At 62.9% G+C, this 17,256-nt stretch carries 14 protein-coding genes; 4 read left to right on the top strand and 10 right to left on the bottom strand.

Annotation, left to right across the window (positions count from 1 at the left end):
• Positions 1-61 precede the first annotated feature (61 nt).
• Entirely contained in the window at positions 62-1,915 is a 1,854-nt protein-coding gene (gene ilvD / locus IQ35_RS18805) for a dihydroxy-acid dehydratase (RefSeq protein ID WP_145075723.1), read from the top strand.
• Between the two features lie 453 nt (positions 1,916-2,368).
• Here the strand turns inward: ilvD and IQ35_RS18800 are convergent, their stop codons facing one another.
• The 10 genes from IQ35_RS18800 to IQ35_RS18755 form a co-directional block, all read right to left on the bottom strand.
• A complete protein-coding gene (locus IQ35_RS18800) occupies positions 2,369-2,812 on the bottom strand; it encodes a response regulator (protein WP_145075720.1) in 444 nt (147 codons plus the stop codon).
• Entirely contained in the window at positions 2,812-3,174 is a 363-nt protein-coding gene (locus IQ35_RS18795) for a PepSY domain-containing protein (protein WP_081659849.1), read from the bottom strand. Before IQ35_RS18795 ends, IQ35_RS18800 begins: the two co-directional genes overlap by 1 nt.
• Positions 3,175-3,480: 306 nt before the next feature.
• Complete coding sequence (locus IQ35_RS18790; RefSeq protein ID WP_145075718.1) at positions 3,481-5,094, bottom strand: FMN-binding glutamate synthase family protein; 1,614 nt, start codon at positions 5,092-5,094, stop codon at positions 3,481-3,483.
• A gap of 23 nt (positions 5,095-5,117) precedes the next feature.
• Positions 5,118-6,527 (bottom strand): efflux transporter outer membrane subunit, encoded by a 1,410-nt coding sequence (locus tag IQ35_RS18785; protein ID WP_145075715.1) that lies wholly within the window; start codon positions 6,525-6,527, stop codon positions 5,118-5,120.
• A 35-nt stretch (positions 6,528-6,562) separates the two neighbouring features.
• The gene (locus IQ35_RS18780; protein WP_145075712.1) at positions 6,563-7,471 is read right to left on the bottom strand and encodes an efflux RND transporter periplasmic adaptor subunit; all 909 of its coding nucleotides are present in this window, start codon (positions 7,469-7,471) and stop codon (positions 6,563-6,565) included.
• A gap of 10 nt (positions 7,472-7,481) precedes the next feature.
• The gene (locus IQ35_RS18775; protein WP_021246901.1) at positions 7,482-7,694 is read right to left on the bottom strand and encodes a DUF1656 domain-containing protein; all 213 of its coding nucleotides are present in this window, start codon (positions 7,692-7,694) and stop codon (positions 7,482-7,484) included.
• A complete protein-coding gene (locus tag IQ35_RS18770; protein ID WP_145075709.1) occupies positions 7,691-9,676 on the bottom strand; it encodes an FUSC family protein in 1,986 nt (661 codons plus the stop codon). Before IQ35_RS18770 ends, IQ35_RS18775 begins: the two co-directional genes overlap by 4 nt.
• Positions 9,673-10,155, bottom strand: coding sequence for a MarR family winged helix-turn-helix transcriptional regulator (locus IQ35_RS18765; protein WP_145075705.1), 483 nt, complete (start codon positions 10,153-10,155; stop codon positions 9,673-9,675). The genes IQ35_RS18770 and IQ35_RS18765 overlap by 4 nt, the downstream gene beginning before the upstream one ends.
• Positions 10,156-10,340: 185 nt before the next feature.
• Positions 10,341-11,711 carry a DUF1214 domain-containing protein gene (locus tag IQ35_RS18760; RefSeq protein WP_021246898.1) on the bottom strand — a complete coding sequence of 457 codons (1,371 nt, stop codon included), beginning with the start codon at positions 11,709-11,711 and terminating at the stop codon, positions 10,341-10,343.
• Positions 11,712-11,743: 32 nt separating this feature from the next.
• Complete coding sequence (locus IQ35_RS18755; protein ID WP_145075702.1) at positions 11,744-14,155, bottom strand: TonB-dependent receptor; 2,412 nt, start codon at positions 14,153-14,155, stop codon at positions 11,744-11,746.
• 209 nt (positions 14,156-14,364) lie between these two features.
• Here IQ35_RS18755 and IQ35_RS18750 point away from each other — a divergent pair, with 209 nt between their 5' ends.
• From IQ35_RS18750 to IQ35_RS18740, 3 genes are all read left to right on the top strand, one after another.
• Positions 14,365-16,095 (top strand): arylsulfatase, encoded by a 1,731-nt coding sequence (locus tag IQ35_RS18750; RefSeq protein ID WP_145075699.1) that lies wholly within the window; start codon positions 14,365-14,367, stop codon positions 16,093-16,095.
• A complete protein-coding gene (locus IQ35_RS18745; protein WP_145075696.1) occupies positions 16,092-16,973 on the top strand; it encodes an SUMF1/EgtB/PvdO family nonheme iron enzyme in 882 nt (293 codons plus the stop codon). The genes IQ35_RS18750 and IQ35_RS18745 overlap by 4 nt, the downstream gene beginning before the upstream one ends.
• 57 nt (positions 16,974-17,030) lie before the next feature.
• A partial coding sequence (locus tag IQ35_RS18740; protein ID WP_199739989.1) for a transposase occupies positions 17,031-17,256 on the top strand: 226 nt, incomplete at its 3' end.

Genomic DNA, 17,256 nt, shown 5'->3' with positions numbered 1-17,256 from the left:
TATATTTCTCAACCTTGCGCGAATGTGTAAGGTGAAGAAAACCAGATTCAAGGACCGCGACATGCCCCATTATCGTTCACGTACCAGCACCCACGGCCGCAACATGGCAGGCGCGCGCGGCCTCTGGCGTGCGACGGGCATGACGGACGAGGATTTCGGCAAGCCGATCATCGCGATCGCCAACAGCTTCACGCAGTTCGTGCCTGGCCACGTCCATCTCAAGGATCTCGGCCAGCTGGTCGCTCGCGAGATCGAGGCGGCGGGCGGCGTCGCCAAGGAATTCAACACCATCGCAGTCGATGACGGCATCGCCATGGGCCATGACGGTATGCTCTATTCGCTGCCGAGCCGCGATCTCATCGCGGACAGCGTGGAATATATGGTCAATGCGCACTGCGCCGACGCGCTCGTCTGCATCTCCAATTGCGACAAGATCACGCCCGGTATGCTGATGGCCGCGATGCGGCTCAACATTCCCGCGATCTTCGTTTCGGGCGGGCCGATGGAGGCCGGCAAGGCGGATATTCGCGGGGCCACGGTCGCGCTCGATCTGGTCGATGCCATGGTCGTCGCGGCGGACGAGAAATATACCGATGAAGAGGTGAAGATCATTGAGCGTTCGGCCTGTCCGACCTGTGGTTCATGTTCGGGCATGTTCACCGCCAACAGCATGAATTGCCTGACCGAGGCGCTGGGCCTTTCCCTGCCGGGCAACGGCTCGGTTCTCGCCACCCATGCCGACCGCGAGAGGCTGTTCCGCGAGGCCGGCCATACCATCGTGGATCTCGCCAGGCGCTGGTACGAGCAGGACGACGCCTCCGCCTTGCCGCGCAATATCGCCAGCTTCGCCGCGTTCGAAAATGCCATGAGCCTCGACATCGCGATGGGCGGCTCGACCAACACCGTGCTCCACCTGCTCGCCGCGGCGCATGAGGGCGAGGTGCCGTTCACCATGGCCGATATCGACCGGCTGTCGCGCCGCGTTCCGTGCCTGTGCAAGGTCGCGCCCGCCAAGCAGGACGTGCATATGGAGGATGTCCATCGCGCGGGCGGGATCATGGCGATCCTCGGCCAGCTCGACAGGGCTGGTCTGATCGACACCAGCTTGCCGACCGTCCATGCCGGGACGATCGGCGAGGCGCTCGACCGCTGGGACATCAGCCGCACCCAGAGCGAGAGCGTGCGCGAATTCTACAAGGCCGCGCCGGGCGGCGTGCGCACCACCGTCGCGTTCAGCCAGAGCAATCGCTGGAAGGAACTCGATCTCGATCGCGAGGCGGGCGTGATCCGCAGCGCCGAGAACCCCTTTTCCAGGGATGGCGGCCTGGCTGTCCTCTTCGGCAATCTGGCTCCCGAAGGCTGCATCGTGAAGACGGCGGGCGTGGACGATAACATCCTGACATTCCACGGCACCGCACGCGTCTATGAAAGCCAGGACGCCGCCGTTGCGGGTATCCTGGGCAATGAGGTCAAGACAGGCGACGTCGTGGTCATCCGCTATGAGGGGCCGAAGGGCGGGCCGGGTATGCAGGAAATGCTCTATCCAACGAGCTATCTGAAATCGAAGGGCCTCGGCAAAGCCTGCGCGCTGATCACCGACGGGCGCTTCTCCGGCGGCACCTCCGGCCTGTCGATCGGCCATGTTTCCCCAGAAGCGGCCGAAGGCGGCCTGATCGCCCTGGTCAATAGCGGCGACCCGATCACGATCGACATTCCCAACCGCGTCATCAAACTCGATGTCGATGACGCGGAGATTGCAGAGCGACGCGAGGAGATGATCGGACGCGGCGAGAAGGCGTGGAAGCCTTTCGGCCGCAAGCGTGCCGTGTCGCCAGCGCTGCGCGCCTATGCCGCGCTCACCACCAATGCCGCCCGTGGCGCGGTGCGAGATGTGAGCCAAGCCGAGAGAAAGTGACCGCGAGCATCGCACATTGAAGTTTGCAAAACCGGACGTGGTCTATCACGTCCATTTCAGGACTGTGCTCCGTCTTGTTGCTTGTCGCTGGCAACCGACAAGACGCATGGCATGATCTTGGGCGATGATAGACATTGCCTGCACTCGTGACGCTGGTTGGTGGCGCTTCCTCCAGGAAGCAGCATGTCGTCATCACTTACGACCGTCGCCGCCGTGTCGGGGCGAATGGCCTGGTCGAGAAGCGTTATCCGCCACGGCGGCCCTGCAAAGGGAAATCCAATGACGTTTTCGGTTCTCGCCGCGATCCTCATCTATGCCGTTGCGGTTCCCCTGCCGGGACCAAATTGCATCGCGATGTTCGACCGAGCATGAAGATAGGCGCTGACCGATTCCCCGCGATAGCGCGTACCATGATATCCCTGAAAGTGCCGCACGCGCCCTATCGATGGCGCGTCATCCACCGCAGAAAGGCGCTCTTGCGGGGGGCTGCCGGGGACCGTTCAACAAGCCAGGCCAGGCGCACTTCAAGACCGCCCAGCTCGGAGCGTCCGAGCGCGATCGTACCATCGGTCGCCTGCATGAGATCGCGAAGGGCTTGCCGACATAATCGTCCGCGCCCGCCTGGATGCCTTCAACCTTCTCGGTCCAGTCGCTCCTGGCACTGAGGATCAGGACGGGGAAGGATCGCCCTTCGGACCTCCATCGTTTGAGGACGCTGAGGCCGTCGAGCTTGGGCAAGCCAAGGTCGAGTACCGCCAACGCATAATCCTCGACATCGCCGCGATACCAGGCATCTTCGCCGTCAATCGAGAGATCGACGGCAAAACCCGCTTCCCGGAGTGCTTGCGCGAGGTCCGGCCCGACAACCGGGTCATCTTCGACCACGAGCACCCGCATCAATCATCCTCTACGCGGAGGATGGTCCCGGTGCGGGCGTCCAGCTTCACTTCCTGGACGTTGCCGTTCCGGGTCAGTATCTTGACCTCGTAGATCAACCGGTCGCGTTTGGACTCCAGTTCGGTCTTGACGACGTCGCCGGGCACGCGGGCCTGCGCCAGCGCCATGATGCGCGGTAGCGGCAGAAGCTCGCCACGCTGGACTGCCGCGCGGATGGCGGCAAGTTCGCGCGCCTTCTCCTGATGGTCGCCGGCTTGCGCCCCGGCCGAGATGCCCAGGCCGGCGACGGTCGCAAGCAAGGGAAGCAAAAGCCCGGCGCGAAGCGCCAAGCGGTGGAGAGGATTGGTTCGATGCTGTGTCATATCGCAAATCATAACACGTCTCGCTGACGCTTCGCTGATGCTTGAGTGCACCCAGATCCCAAGCCAATCGCGCGCCCAGCTTCCAGCATCCTATTTGGGGGCGCGGCGAGCAATCGAAACCGATTTTGGGTAGGAACGGGCTTGCAGATGCCGACGCGAGCCGACCGAGCGGACGAGCTGCCAGGGGAGATCAAACCCCTGTCCTCTTGGGACGGGACTCCCTATTGTCGCCGGCCGGCTTCTGCGGCGGAATCCACAGCAAGATGTTCTACACCTCTGTCGTCCAAGCGCTCGATACTTTCCCCGTCACGCATAGGCCAGACCGTCGAAGCTGTCCGCCCGTGCCATGTCCCATGTCTCGCGGTAGAAACCGTCTGCCGCCCGATCACCGAGCAGCGCGCCCGGTTCGAGAAAAGTGTGAAGTTGTGCGAATTGCCGGATTTCGGTGGCGCTCACACGACGCACCAGATGCCGTGGGCGCAACGCGGAGGGGTGGCTCACGCCTGCCGCCGCAAGCATCTCGGCCAGCGCGATCAGCGTGTTGGTATGGAAGCTGCGGACGCGTTCGGCTTTGTCGGGAATGACGATCGCGCGCTGGCGCAACCGGTCCTGGGTAGCGATGCCGGATGGACAGCGATTGGTGTTGCAGGAAAGCGACTGCACGCAGCCGAGCGCGAACATGAAGCCGCGCGCCGCGTTCACCCAATCCGCGCCGATCGCCAGCACGCTGGCGATGTCGAACGCGCTGACGATCCGGCCGGCCGCGCCGATCCTGATCCGGTCGCGAATACCGGCGCCGGTCAGGACATTGTGGACGAGCAGCAGCCCTTCGCGCATCGGCACGCCCAGATGATTGCTGAATTCGACGGGAGCGGCACCGGTTCCGCCCTCGGCGCCATCGACGACGATGAAGTCCGGATAGATGCCGCTTTCCAGCATCGCCTTGACCATCCCCATGAACTCCCAGGGATGACCGATGCACAGCTTCAACCCGACCGGTTTGCCGCCGGACAGGTCCCGGAGCCGGGCGACGAACGCCATCAGTTCCAGCGGCGTTGAAAAGGCGCTGTGGCTTGATGGAGACACGCAGTCGCGGCCGACCGCGATGCCGCGCGTCGCGGCGATCTCAGATGTCACCTTGGCGGCGGGCAGGATGCCGCCGTGACCGGGCTTGGCTCCCTGGCTGAGCTTGATCTCGACCATCTTGACCTGATCGCTCGCTGCTTGTGCGGCGAAGCGATCGGGATCGAACCGGCCTTCCTGGTCGCGGCAGCCGAAATAGCCGCTGGCGACCTGCCAGACGATATCTCCCCCTTCTTCGCGGTGATAGGGGCTGATGCTACCCTCGCCAGTGTCATGATAGAAGCCTCCCAGCCGCGCCCCCCGGTTAAGGGCGCGTATCGCGTTCGCCGAAAGCGAACCGAAGCTCATGGCCGAGATGTTGAAGATCGACGCGGAATAGGGCTTCGCGCACTGATCGCCGCCGATGGTGATGCGGAACGTGCCGGGATCGGCGGCAGGCACGGGACGGGTCGAATGGCTGATGAACTCATATCCATCGCGATAGACGTCGAGTAGCGTCCCGAAGGCCTGATCGCCAGGTTCGCCCTTGGCGCGGCGATAGACGAGCGAGCGCTGCGACCGGGAGAAGGGCGTGGCATCCTCGTCGGCCTCGAACAGATATTGGCGCAATTCCGGGCGGATCAGTTCGACGAGCCAGCGGACATGGCCGATGATGGGATAATTGCGCTGGATCGAGTGCCTTGGCTGGAGCAGGTCGCGAACGCCCAGCAGAACCAGCAGACCGGCTAGCGATGCGGGTATCCACAGCCAATGGATGCGGATGGTGAGGGGGATGAGGACTACCGCCGCCAGCGCGCAGAGGGCTAGGGTGGTAAATCTGCTGATATGCAATCTCATGGCGTCTGTCCTGTCATCCGGATTCACTCGCCTTGCGGACCGAGGGGTGTTTCCCACCCGCCGCCAAGAGCGAGGAAAAGGCGAACCCGGTCCGTGGCGATAGTGGCGTCGGAGCCGGCGAGGGCGGACTCCGCGCTGGCGAGGCTGCGCTCGGTATCGAGCAATTCGAGACCGGAAGCGAGTCCGCCGCGCCTCATCCGCGCCTGTATCCCGGCAGCCTTCCGGCTCTCTTCCCGTGCAACCTTGAGCTTTGCATTTTCTTCGAGATCGCGGGCATAGGCGCCAAGCGCGGTTTCGGCCTCGCGAAGCGCCAACAGCACGCTGCCGTCGAAGCTGGCGAGCGCGGCCCGCGCCGCAGCATCGGATTGCGCGATGCGCGCGCGCGCGACGCGGCGATTAGGGAAGCTCCAGGAGATCAATGGCCCGAGATTGAAGCGGAAGGCAGAACTGTCGACCAGCCCGCCCACGCTTCGCGAGGTCGTGCCGAGCGATCCGCCAAGGCTGACGCTGGGATAAAGGTCGGCGGTCGCGACGCCGATCCGGGCGGTCGCGGCGGCGAGAGTGCGCTCCGCTTCTCGAATGTCGGGACGCCGGCGGATAAGCGCGGCGCCGTCGCCGATCGGCAGCGGCCGGGTGATTGTCGGAATGGCCGCGCAGTGCGCCAGTTCGGGCGGGTAATTCTCGGGCGCGCGGCCGAGCAGCACCGCAAGGCTGTAGAGCGCCGCCCTGCGGCTGCTTTCGAGCGGAGGAAGTGCCGCTTCGAGCTGCGCCAGAAGCGCGCGCGATCGGGTTGCGTCGAGCGGGCCATAGACGCCACGGTGGACGCCGCGCCCGGTCAACGCCAGGCTCTGGCGCTGGAGATCGACCGAGCGCCGCGCGACGGCGATCCGGGCGCCGGTGGCGCAGGCGTCGCCATAGGCGCCGACCACATTCGCGGCCACGGTCATACGCGCGAGGTCATAGGCGGCCGCCTGCGCCCCGGCATCGGCTTCCACTGCCTCGATCGTTCGGCGAATGCGGCCGACGACATCGAGTTCGTAGGAAATGCCGATCCCGGCATCGAGCGTCGCATGCGTCCCGGCCGGCGAACCGATGCCGAGGTTGGACGCCTCGCCAACCGAGATGCCGCCATCGGCCGAGGTCTGGACGCCGGCGCTTGCCCGCACCTCATTCACGACCGCACGGGCGCGCTCGAGGTTGGCGGCGGCAACGCGCAGGTCGGTATTGGCCTTGAGGGCTTCCTCCACCAACGTATCGAGCGCCGGATCGGCATAGAGCTGCCACCAGCGCGACGGCAAAGGCTCTGCGGCGTAGGCGGGCGCATTGCCCTCGACAAAGGCCGGCGCGTGTTCGGCGATGCCGGCGGGGGGCGGGGGCGCACGGTAGTCCGGTCCAACGGTCGCACAGCCGGTCAGCAGCAGCGCAGCGCCCATCGCCCCCGATAATCTTGTTCCAGACCGGACCACGCTCAACTCGCCCTGCGGACGGTGAGCGCGTCCTCCGCGCCGTCCAGCGTCACGGTGACTGTGCGGCCGGCAATCAGGTCGATCCCCGAAGGCACCTTGTCAATCGCGATGCGGACGGGAACGCGCTGGGCAAGCCGTACCCAGCTGAAGGTCGGGTTGACGTTGGCGAGCAGGGTTCCCGCCGCCGTGGTTCGCTCGCGGTCGTCGATCCCGGCGGAGCGTCCCTCGACATGACCCGACAGGGGCTGATCCTCGCCCATCACCCGAATGGTGGCATGGGCGCCAGGGCGGACATGGGAGAGCTTGGTCTCCTCGAAATAGCCCGCGACATAATAGCTGTCGGAATCGACCAGCGCCATCACCGCCTGACCGGCGGTCGCATAGGCGCCGGGGCGTAGCGAGAAATTGGTGACGATGCCGTTCACCGGCGCGCGCACGGCGGATCGCTCCAGATTGATGCGGGCAAGGTCGCGGTCGGCGATCGCCTGCGCATAACGTGCCCGCGCCTCCTCGGCCTGCGAACGGCGGTCGTCGCGTTGCTGGCCCGAGACGATATCGGCAAGGCCCTGATACCGCCGGTTCTCCCGCTCGGCGGCGCTGAGCGTGGCCTGCGCGGTCGCCACCGCCGCCTCGGCCTGTGCCAGCGCGTTGCGCAGGCGGACATGATCGATCGTGAAGAGCAGGTCGCCTTTATGCACGGCCTGGTTATCGCGGACATGCACCTCCTCGACGCGGCCGGAGACATCGGCGGCGAGTGGCACGACATCGGCGCGGATCTTCCCGTCGCGGGTCTGCGGCGCATAGGTGTAATAGCTGTAGAGGTGCCACAGCACGAGCATGGCGATCAGCGCGACCAGCAGGGTCAGCAGCGGCTTGAGCAGGCGGAGCAGGGTGTCGCGGTCGAATGTCATGGCAATGTTTTTAGCTGCGCGTGACCAGGCGCAGCACGATGAAGGCGGCGCCGGTCAGGATGAGAAAAAGGGCGGTGTCGAATAGCGGTCGCTGCCAGACTACCCGATAAAAACCGGCCGCTTCGAGGAGCCGTGAAAGCAGCAGGCGGACAGCGAATCCCACTATCATGCAGAGCAGAAGCGGTGAGATGAAGATGCCTGCGATATCGATCTCGCCGATCATGAGGCGGGTATCCAGGCGGGTGCATGTCCGAACAGCGCAATGCGCAAGCCAGCCAGCGAATGCATCGCGCGGTCGGTCGGGACGTCTGATCCTTCCCGTCTGGCGGACCAGAGATAGTCAAGCGCCCGGTCGATAAGCGAAAGCAGATCGGGTGATGGTTGCGGCTTGTCGAACTCGCGGCGAAATCGATCGAGCAACTGTTCGGTCGCCTGCCGCGTATCAGGATCGAGCGCTTTCGCCAGGATACGAAGGTCGGCGACAGTGACGCCCACCCGCAGGCGTGCAATCAACCGCGCGCTTCGCTCGACCTGCCCGGTCGCGGCGAGCCGCGCCGTCATCACCGAGATGCGGTCGAGGGCGCGCTGGATATAGATCTCGCGAAGCCGCCGGGTTGCGGATCGGCTGAGCTGCGCGATCTCCCATGCTTCCATGCGCAGGAATCGCTGGACCTGGTGGCCCGCGCCCCAGGTACGGAACAGGCCCGCTCCCAGAAACGCGACAAAGATGCCGAGCAGGCTGGCAAAGGAGGCTTCGAGGAATGCCCCGAAATCCATCGGTGCGTAGGCGCCCTGAAGGTTGATGTTGCTGAGGCCGAAGGCGAGCACGAGGGTAGCCATCGGGTTGACCGCCGCCCAGGTGCCGATGGGCAGCATGAACAGGCCCATCGCCATCGCGAAGGTCGGGAAATCACTCGCAAGCGGAAGCAGCGCATAGCAGAGGATGGCGGCCAGCGTCAGGGCGAGGGCGGCAAAGCGGCCGAACATGGCGATCGCCTCCCCCGGCTCGTCTCCGCCGCCGAAGAAACTGAGCGCCACGGTGCCGATCAGCACGGCGTTCGGCCCCTGATGCCAGCCGGTCGCCAGCCAGAGGCCGCAGAGCAGGACATAGGCAACGCCGATGCCCGCCGCCATGCGCAAAGCATGACCAAAATCGGGAGGCAGCGGCGCGGCGGCCGTGCCGCGAACCGAGCGGGCCAGATCCCGGTCGAGCCTGGCCTCGCCCATCAGCGCAGAGTCGATCCGCTTCACCTCGTTCCACAGCGTCAGCACCTCGACCAGCATCGCCGCCAGCGCATCGTGGACGAGCTGATGCCACGGCCGCTCCTGGCCGGTGCCGATTGGGAGATGGCGCACGCGGTCGGCCAGTCCACCCTCAGGCGGAGCGCCCGCGGCGAGACAGGCGCGGGCCTCGGCGAGGCACGGGATGAGCGCTTCGCGCTCCTCCGCGCCAAGACCGGTGATCCGATCGGCGATCGCGGAGAGGAGCGGCACCATTCTCAGGAGCCGCTGCTGAATGGCGAGCGTCTGGCGCAGTTCGCCACGCGCGATCGTCGGATCATAGCGCAGCAGCGCCGTCATCTGTGAAAGCGCGCTGATGTCCGCCAGTATTTTCAACCGATCGTGCTCCTCCTTCGCGTCACGCTCATGGCCGTCAAAGACGTCGTTAGCCCAGCGCTCCATTCCCGGAAGCCAGCGCTGCAGGCCGGAGCGAAGCGTGCCGGCAAGCGAGCGCGGGGCGATGACGCTGTCGACCAGAGTGGTGACGACGATGCCGAGCCCGATCTCGCTGACGCGGGCGACAACGGTGTCGAAAGCCGCTTCGGGATGGTCGACGCCCGCGACCGCGACGAGCATCAGCGTGATGGCGAAAAGCTGGAAGCCGTAGCTGCGCGGGGTGCGATCGAGGAAGGAAGCGCCAAAAGCAGCGGTGGCCACCAATCCCGCCACGACGATCAACAGCAAGGGCGTGCTAGCGAACAGGGCGACCATCACAAGGGTGGTCAGGCCCGCGCAGAGGGTGCCGGTGAAGCGATAGACCGCCTTCGACCGGATCGCGCCCGTGGTCGGGTTCATGCAGACGCAGCAGGTCACCAGCGCCCAATAGGGTTGAGGCAGGCCGATCCGGACGGCCACGGCGAAGGCAATCATCGCCGCGATGAACAGCTTGACCGAGAAGAGCAACTGATGGGCCGTGACCTTCACCGGCTTGCACGCTCCTGCTTCAGGAACGCGCCGATCCTCTCTTCAAACAGGCGAAGGACGCGCGTGGCGGTCTCAATGTCTTCGGGCGGCAGGTCTCCGAGCAACGCTTCCCGCAGCCGGGTGATCGCTGCTTCCATCCTGCCGGCAAGTTCGCGTCCTTTGGGAAGAACATGGACCGTCTTGACCCGGCGATCTTCAGATGAATCCCGCCGTTCGAGTAGCCCGGCAGCTTCCGCCTGATCCAGGATACGAACCATTCCCCCCGGGTTTACGCCGACTTCTTCAGCCAGGGTCGTTTGCCTGATCCCCGCGTTGCCAGAGCGTGACGTCAGAATGACCGCGGTCGCGAGCGAACTGGGTAGCCCCAGATCCGCAAGAACCAATGTTGCCGCCTGCACCCACACGCGGCGGATGGGTTGTAATGCGTTGGTGAGATCGAGGAGAGCCGTCGCCTGGGAATCGGTGTGCTGAGCCAGCATGTTCTCCCTCTAGCGTGAACTCCCATTCCATTCAATAGGCAACTATTGCTTTGGCAACATAATATCCTTTATCCTCTTTGAGGGGACACCGGCAGGACATGGGACTCGGGACCGAGACGAGAGCGATGAGACGATCGGCAACAGACCGCACGCGCCTCTCGCTCTTGCGCGCCAGCATATCTCTTCTACCGTATCGGATAGGTCGTTACACGTTCGGCTCGCTCGCGTCTTCGCCTCTCCGGTGCGGACTTGGCGACATCGGCCGGGATTGTCTTGTGTAGATCGGCGAACTTCACGAGCGCGACGCTCTCCAGAAATCCCTTGCCGTTGCTGCCTGGAGTCACGCCCTGCCACCGGATCTGGAGCCAGCCGCGCGACAAGCCGGCAGTCTCGATCCAGTTGGCCACACCGGGGTCCTTCGCCGAGACGACATAGGTATAACGGCCGTCCCCGTCCGGCACAGACTGCGCCTTGTTGCGGCTGATGAGGAATTTGGACGGATCGGGCGTCACCATCCACGGATCGGCGATCTGGAAACCCGTATATGCGGCACGGTCATTGCGGACGACGACCACCAATGCCTCATCCGCGGCAATCTGGAACCGGCCGCTTGCGGAATAACCCCATCCTCCATCACGCCGATAGGGACCTGCAAGTGTGTTGTAATCCGGCGTGCCGAGGAAGCTGTTCTTGAAGTCCTGCCAAAATGTCACATAATCGGGAAGCTTGGCCGCTGTGCTCTTCACGAGGTCCGACAGGGTTGGCGCGGCCCGGTCCGGCGCGCTGACATTCCGAATGACAAGCCGCGTGGGTTCCTGCCGCCAATCCGACAGGCTATCGCGATAATGGAGCAGCAGCGGCCCCGGCACCGTCTGGATATGGTTCGCCCGTCCATTGGAAGGATCGGGATCGATTAAAATGGTGAAACTTCCATCGGGCTCCGTGCGGATGGTGTCGTCCGTAATCATGACGACCTGATTGCCCATATCCCCGAACGTCTTTGACTGCTTGGAAAGATCCCCTTCGATCGATTTGCGGCTCAGTTCTATGCTGAATTGACCGGCGCGCGGATTACCGAAATGGCCATGCAATGCATAGCGGCTTTCGCCGTCGATCAGGCTTGATCGATAGATATTGTCCGGATTGGAAATTGGCAGGGCAGAGACGGGAAAGGGCTGGCCCGACCAGCTGTGCGGGCGATTGTCGGTGACGGTGACGACACGTGGCCGTTGCGTGTCGCTGAATGCCGCATTGAATGCCAGATAGGTCGTCCATTGATCGAGCACTCGCCTAGCCTGATCCTTGCCTGTGGATCCTTGGGCATCTGCATCGGCAAGCAGCCGCTCCAATATTTGCGCCTTGGCCTGCTTGATCTGCGGCGCCGCCAATATCTGCAGCGCCAACTGTTCGCTTGCGATCTGATCCGGCGTGGCGAGCGTAGCTCGCGCTAAGACCGGGAGTCCCGTTGCCGGCTTTGCGATCGATATGGCGCCGGGACCGCACATAACCAGCGCGAGGGCGGTCAGGCCGCCCCGCCTTTGGAGACTGAAGGACATCGGCTTCTCCTCTTTTTTCGATCTGATGCTTGTCAAAAAGTGGATCGCAGCGTCACGCCCACCGTTCGGGGATCGCCGGGGCGCCCCTGCAGCACAGCCGAATTGAAGCTGCCAGGCTGGAAATTCTCGTAATAATGTTCGTCGAACAGATTGCGGGCCCAGACCGACAAGTCCCACACGCGATTGTCCGCTCGAATGCCCAGACGTGCGTTTACGATGCTATATGCGCGGATGATCGAATAGATGGAATCATTGTTGCTGTTGAAGAAGGATGATCGATAGCTGTAGTCGACGCCCGCATAAGCCGCAGTCTCGCCGAGCCCGAGGACCACCGGTATGCTGACGTCCGCTCCCGCGGACAGCGACCATTTCGACGTGCCGGGCAACCGCTTGCCCGACAGATCGCACACCGCCTGCAGGCTTCGATATTCGATCGGACAGGGCGAATTGGGATAAGACAGGATCTTCGCGTCATTGTAGATACCTGAACCATAGAAGGTCAGGCCTTCCGCCGGCTGTGCACGCAGATCGAACTCGACGCCTCTCGCTCTCACCTTGCCGACATTGGAGATGTAGGTGAATGTATTGGTGAGGACGGTCGTTTGATAATCCTTGCTCTCGGTCCAGAAGGCGGCGAGATTCAGCGTGACCTTTCGGTCAAGGAACTGGGATTTGATGCCTGCTTCGTAATTGGTCACTTTCTCGGGATTGAGGACCGGCGAGACTTGGAGTGCGCCGGTCGCTTCCACCGTCGGCAGCGCCGCCAGATTGAGGCCGCCTGATTTCGATCCGCGCGAATAGGTGGCATAGGCGAGCACATCGTTGCTTACCTGATAGGACAGCGTCGCAAGGCCGGACAGGCTGTTGTCGGTTTCCCGCGCATCATAGCTGAGCGGGCGACCCAGGCTGTTGCGGGACGCGAGCGCCGCGGCGGCAATGTCGAGCGGAAGGGTCGATAGATCGGCCCCGCCGGACACGGTCTGAGCAAAATCGCCGGACTTTTTCTCGTGGGTGTAGCGCAGGCCCGCGGTCAGACTGAGGGCCGGCGAAATATGCCAGTTGACCTGACCGAAACCGGCATAGCTATCGGTCGTGGACGCGGAATCGTTAAAGGTCGTGAAGCCGTCGATGGCGGCGACATTCGCGACCGAATTTGACCCCAGGACCCAGTTCGGGGCGGCGGAACCATATTGCGTTATGTTGCTACCGACGATGCGCTGATGGAAATAATAAAGACCCGCGACATAGTCGATCGTGCGGGTTCCGTTGGAGGCGATCCGTAATTCCTGGCTGAACTGCTTCTGCCGGTTGCTGGTTTGGGCGATCGACAGGATCGGCAGGCCGATGCTGTCGCCATCATTCACCGGATCCCAATGCCAGTAGCGAAACGCCGTGACGGAGGTCAGCGTCGCACTGCCCAGATCTAGGTCGGCCTTGCCCGACGCGCCGCCTTGCGACATCCGGAAATGCGAGTTGACGTCGGTATCCGTCCGCAACGCGAAAGGATCGACCGGCGGGCTGATATAGCCCGCGCGCGTCGCGCGGTCGTAATAATTATTGGGAATGGGCGTGCCATCGATTCGGGCGGGCGCGACACCGGCAAAGACCGTGGCGCAGCAATTTTCCTTTTGCCAGCTATAGTCGCCGCCGATGAGCAGCTTGAAATTGCTGCTGGGCGTGAAGAGAAGCTGCCCCCGGCCGGATGCGCGGTTAAGGTCGTTCGTATCCTCGTTCAACCGGCTATTGTAGAACTGGCCGTCTCGCTTCGTATAACTACCCGAAACACGATAGGCGAGCACGCCGTCGACCAGCGGACCGGCGATCGAGGCTCGAATCCGGCGATATTGATCGTCGCCCAGGCTGGCCTCCGCATTGCCCTCCGTATCGAAAGACGGGCCACGGGTGGTGATGCTGATCGCCCCGGCCGTCGTGTTCTTGCCGAACAGCGTGCCCTGCGGGCCGCGTAGCACTTCCACGCGATCGATATCGAACAGGTCGAACATCGCTTGGCCAGGTCGGCCATAATAGACATCATCAATATAGACACCGACGCCGTTTTCCAGGCCATCGTTGGACGTGCCGACGCTGGTGCCCAGACCACGGATGTTGATGTTCGTATTTCGGGGATTGCTCCCCAATATCTGCAAGCTTGGGACCAACTGCTTGATCTGATCGAGACCGCGGGCGCCTGTTTGCTCCAACGCCTTTCCGCCCACGATGCTGATGGCGATCGGCACATTCTGGATGTTCTCCGCACGCCTGCGCGCCGTCACCAATATCTCCGCCCGGTCCTCCGCGCTTGTATCCGTCGAATCCTGCTGCGCCATCACCGGAGCAGCGATTGATGCCAACGTGCTGGCGGCGAGCAAGGCGAGGACGGATTTGCGCCTGCCGGGCTCCCCTGCAATTCGGGCTGTGACAGTGCGCGCGATGATAGATGGCATGGAACCCCCGATACATATTCGATGAATAGCCGCCGGCTATCCCGTGATCGGGTCTGTAGGCATGGCTCTCTCTAAGCGGGAGCTTGTCCGAAGCCATATACAATTAATTTGGTAGACAATAGATTTATTATGTCGACTGATTTGGTAGACAACTATCAGAGATCGCCTGAAGGCCTATTCCGGGACTTAACAGGAAACAGGGGAAAACGATGCTGTTTGGAAAGACGCGCTTTGTTGCGGGATTGGCGATGGCCGTGGCCCTGAACACACAGGCGGCGGCCGCGCCTCCCGTGTTCAAGTCAGCGGAAAAGCCCAATATTCTTGTAATCGTCACCGATGACATGGCCTATTCCGACATCGGCGCTTTCGGCGGCGAAATCGATACGCCCAATTTGGATGCGCTAGCGAAAGGGGGCGCACGATTCACTAATTTCCAAGTATCCCCCACCTGTTCCCCCACGCGGTCGATGATCCTCACCGGGAACGACAATCATCATGCGGGCGTCGGCAATATGGCTGAACTGCTAACTCCGGAGCAGCGTGGGCAACCGGGTTATGAAGGGCGGTTGAACGATCGCGTGGCTACGATTGCAGAGCGCCTGCGCGATGGTGGCTATCATACTATTCTATCGGGCAAGTGGCACTTGGGTCAAGGGGCGGGGCAATGGCCCGCGGATCGCGGTTTCGACCGGTCCTATGTTCTGCTGCCCGGCGGCGACAATCATTTCGGTGCGACCACCGTGTTCCACAAGGGCGCTAAATACGCCGAGGATCATCAGTTGATCCAGCGCCCACTGGGTGCCTATTCGACGGACTATTTCACCGACAATTTGTTGAAGTTGCTGGATGAGAATAAAGACGCCGCGAAGCCTTTTTTCGCCTATCTGGCCTATACCGCGCCGCACTGGCCGCTACAGGCGCCCAAGGAGGTGATCGCCAAATATAAGGGTAAATATGACGCCGGTTATGAAGCGCTGCGCGAACAGCGCATCGCGCGGCAAAAGGCGCTCGGGCTGCTGGGCGATGTGCCTGCCCACCCCATTGTGGGTGCCAAGCACTGGGCCGATCTGACCCCGGACGAGCGCGCGCTGGAATCGCGCAAGATGGAAATCTATGCGGCGATGATCGACAGGATCGACGTCAATATCGGCCGTGTCGTCGATTGGCTGAAAGCCAATGGCAAATATGACAATACCATCGTCATCTTCCTTTCGGACAATGGAGCGGCCGGCAGTGCCTATGACCGAGTAGGAACATTCGACAAGGACTTCGGGAAGTTAATCGCTGACAATTTCGATAACAGCCTGGATAATCTGGGTCAGGCCAATTCAATGGTCTGGTACGGACCGGGCTGGGGACAAGCCGGCACCGCGCCGCTGTTCCTGTTCAAGATCTTCTCTGGCCAAGGCGGCCTGCGCGCGCCGCTCATCGTCAATGGCCCGGGCGTGAAGCCCGGTCTCGTCAACGGCAGCCTGACGCATGTGACCGATATTGCGGCGACCGCGCTCGATCTTGCCGGTTTGCCTACAGACGGCAAGGGTTTGGGTCCGACTGGACGTCTGCCGGTGGAAGGTCTGTCCTGGAAGCCCTTGCTTGAAGGCAAGGTCAAGGTAGTGCGCGGACCGAATGTGGCTGTAGGCGGCGAACTCTTCGGCGGCCGCAACCTGACCAAGGGCGACTACAAGGCGCTGTGGCTCAATGACATGGCGACCAATATCGATCCTTCCCTGCCTGCGGGCCGCTGGTTGCTGTTCAACATCCGCAAGGATCCTGGCGAAACCACGGACTTGGCTGCTAGCGAGCCCGCCAAACTCGCCGAACTGGTAAAGGATTGGGACGCCTATGCGAAGGCCAAGGGGGTGATCGTGCCAAAGGCTGGGGCGCCCGTAGGGCAGATCGACCCCACCCATCGCAATGCCACCGGCGGTCTCGAAAAATGAGCAGGCTGACGCTTCCCCTCCTGTTTCTGGCGCTCTTCGGCTCAATCGGTGCAGCGGTGGCGCGCAAGGACGATGCCGCGCCTCCACAATGCAGTGTCGATGATACTATGGCCTACGTTCCGGCTGGCGTGGTGTTGCTGGGTGAGGACGGGCCGGGCCGGGAAGGAAGACGGGTCGATGTCCCCGCTTTCTGGATAGACAGGCATGAAGTGACGAACCGGCAGTTCGCTGTGTTCGTGGCGGCGACCGGCTATCGAACCCAGGCCGAGCGGGAGGGTGGTTCCGCCATATTCGTGGCGCCTGGCTCCGTCTCCAGCGCCGACCCCGCGCAATGGTGGCGCTATGCCAAGGGGCTTTCCTGGCGGCATCCCGATGGGCCGGAGAGCGGCCTGTCCGGCAAGGCCAACTATCCGGTCGTCCACGTGACCTATGACGATGCGCTCGCCTACGCTGGATGGGCGGGGCGGATGCTGCCCGATGCCATCCACTGGGAACGCGCGGCGCGATCCGACCAGACAACGACGCGCGCACCGACCCAATGGGCCTATAGCTCGCACGGGCAGCCGATAGCAAATAGCTGGCAGGGCGTCTTCCCGATCACCGACACAGGGGGCGACGGGTTCAAGGGCATCGCTCCGGTTGGCTGTTTTCCGGCCAATGCCTTCGGTATTCACGATATGATCGGTAATGTCTGGGAATGGACGACCAGCGATGCGTCCAGCGGTGGATCGGGTAGCCGGCTGCTCAAGGGCGGCTCCTATCTTTGTGCCCGCAATTACTGCTCCAATTTCCGTGCCGCCGCCTTTCAGGCACAGGAGCATGATCTAGCCCGCCTTATTCACCAAAAGTGTCCTGAAGGGTTGGCGGGAGTGGCGTAAGCCTCTGATCTGAATTAGGAACTGGGTGTCTAAGCCGAACCTGCCGCAGGGCAGAAAATGCCACGGGCCACACCCGCCATGAACGATGATATCGCAAGCTCATTTGGATTCCCAGCAGTCGGCCGCAAGAAAATCACAGCTGCGTTCGACGGTGGCCGGCTTACCTCGGATGGCGGTGTTCTACTGCTTGCACAGGCCGAGCGCGCGATGGGGATTTGCCAGCGCCTGGCGGCTTGTATTGCCGATCCGCGCGATCCAGCGCGGGTGATCCATCGCCTGGATG

The organism is Sphingobium wenxiniae, from assembly GCF_007830065.1.
GTDB classification, from domain to species: Bacteria; Pseudomonadota; Alphaproteobacteria; order Sphingomonadales; family Sphingomonadaceae; genus Sphingobium; species Sphingobium wenxiniae.
The sequence above is the reverse complement of the archived record's forward strand: the minus strand, read 5'-3'. Positions and strand labels throughout refer to the sequence as shown.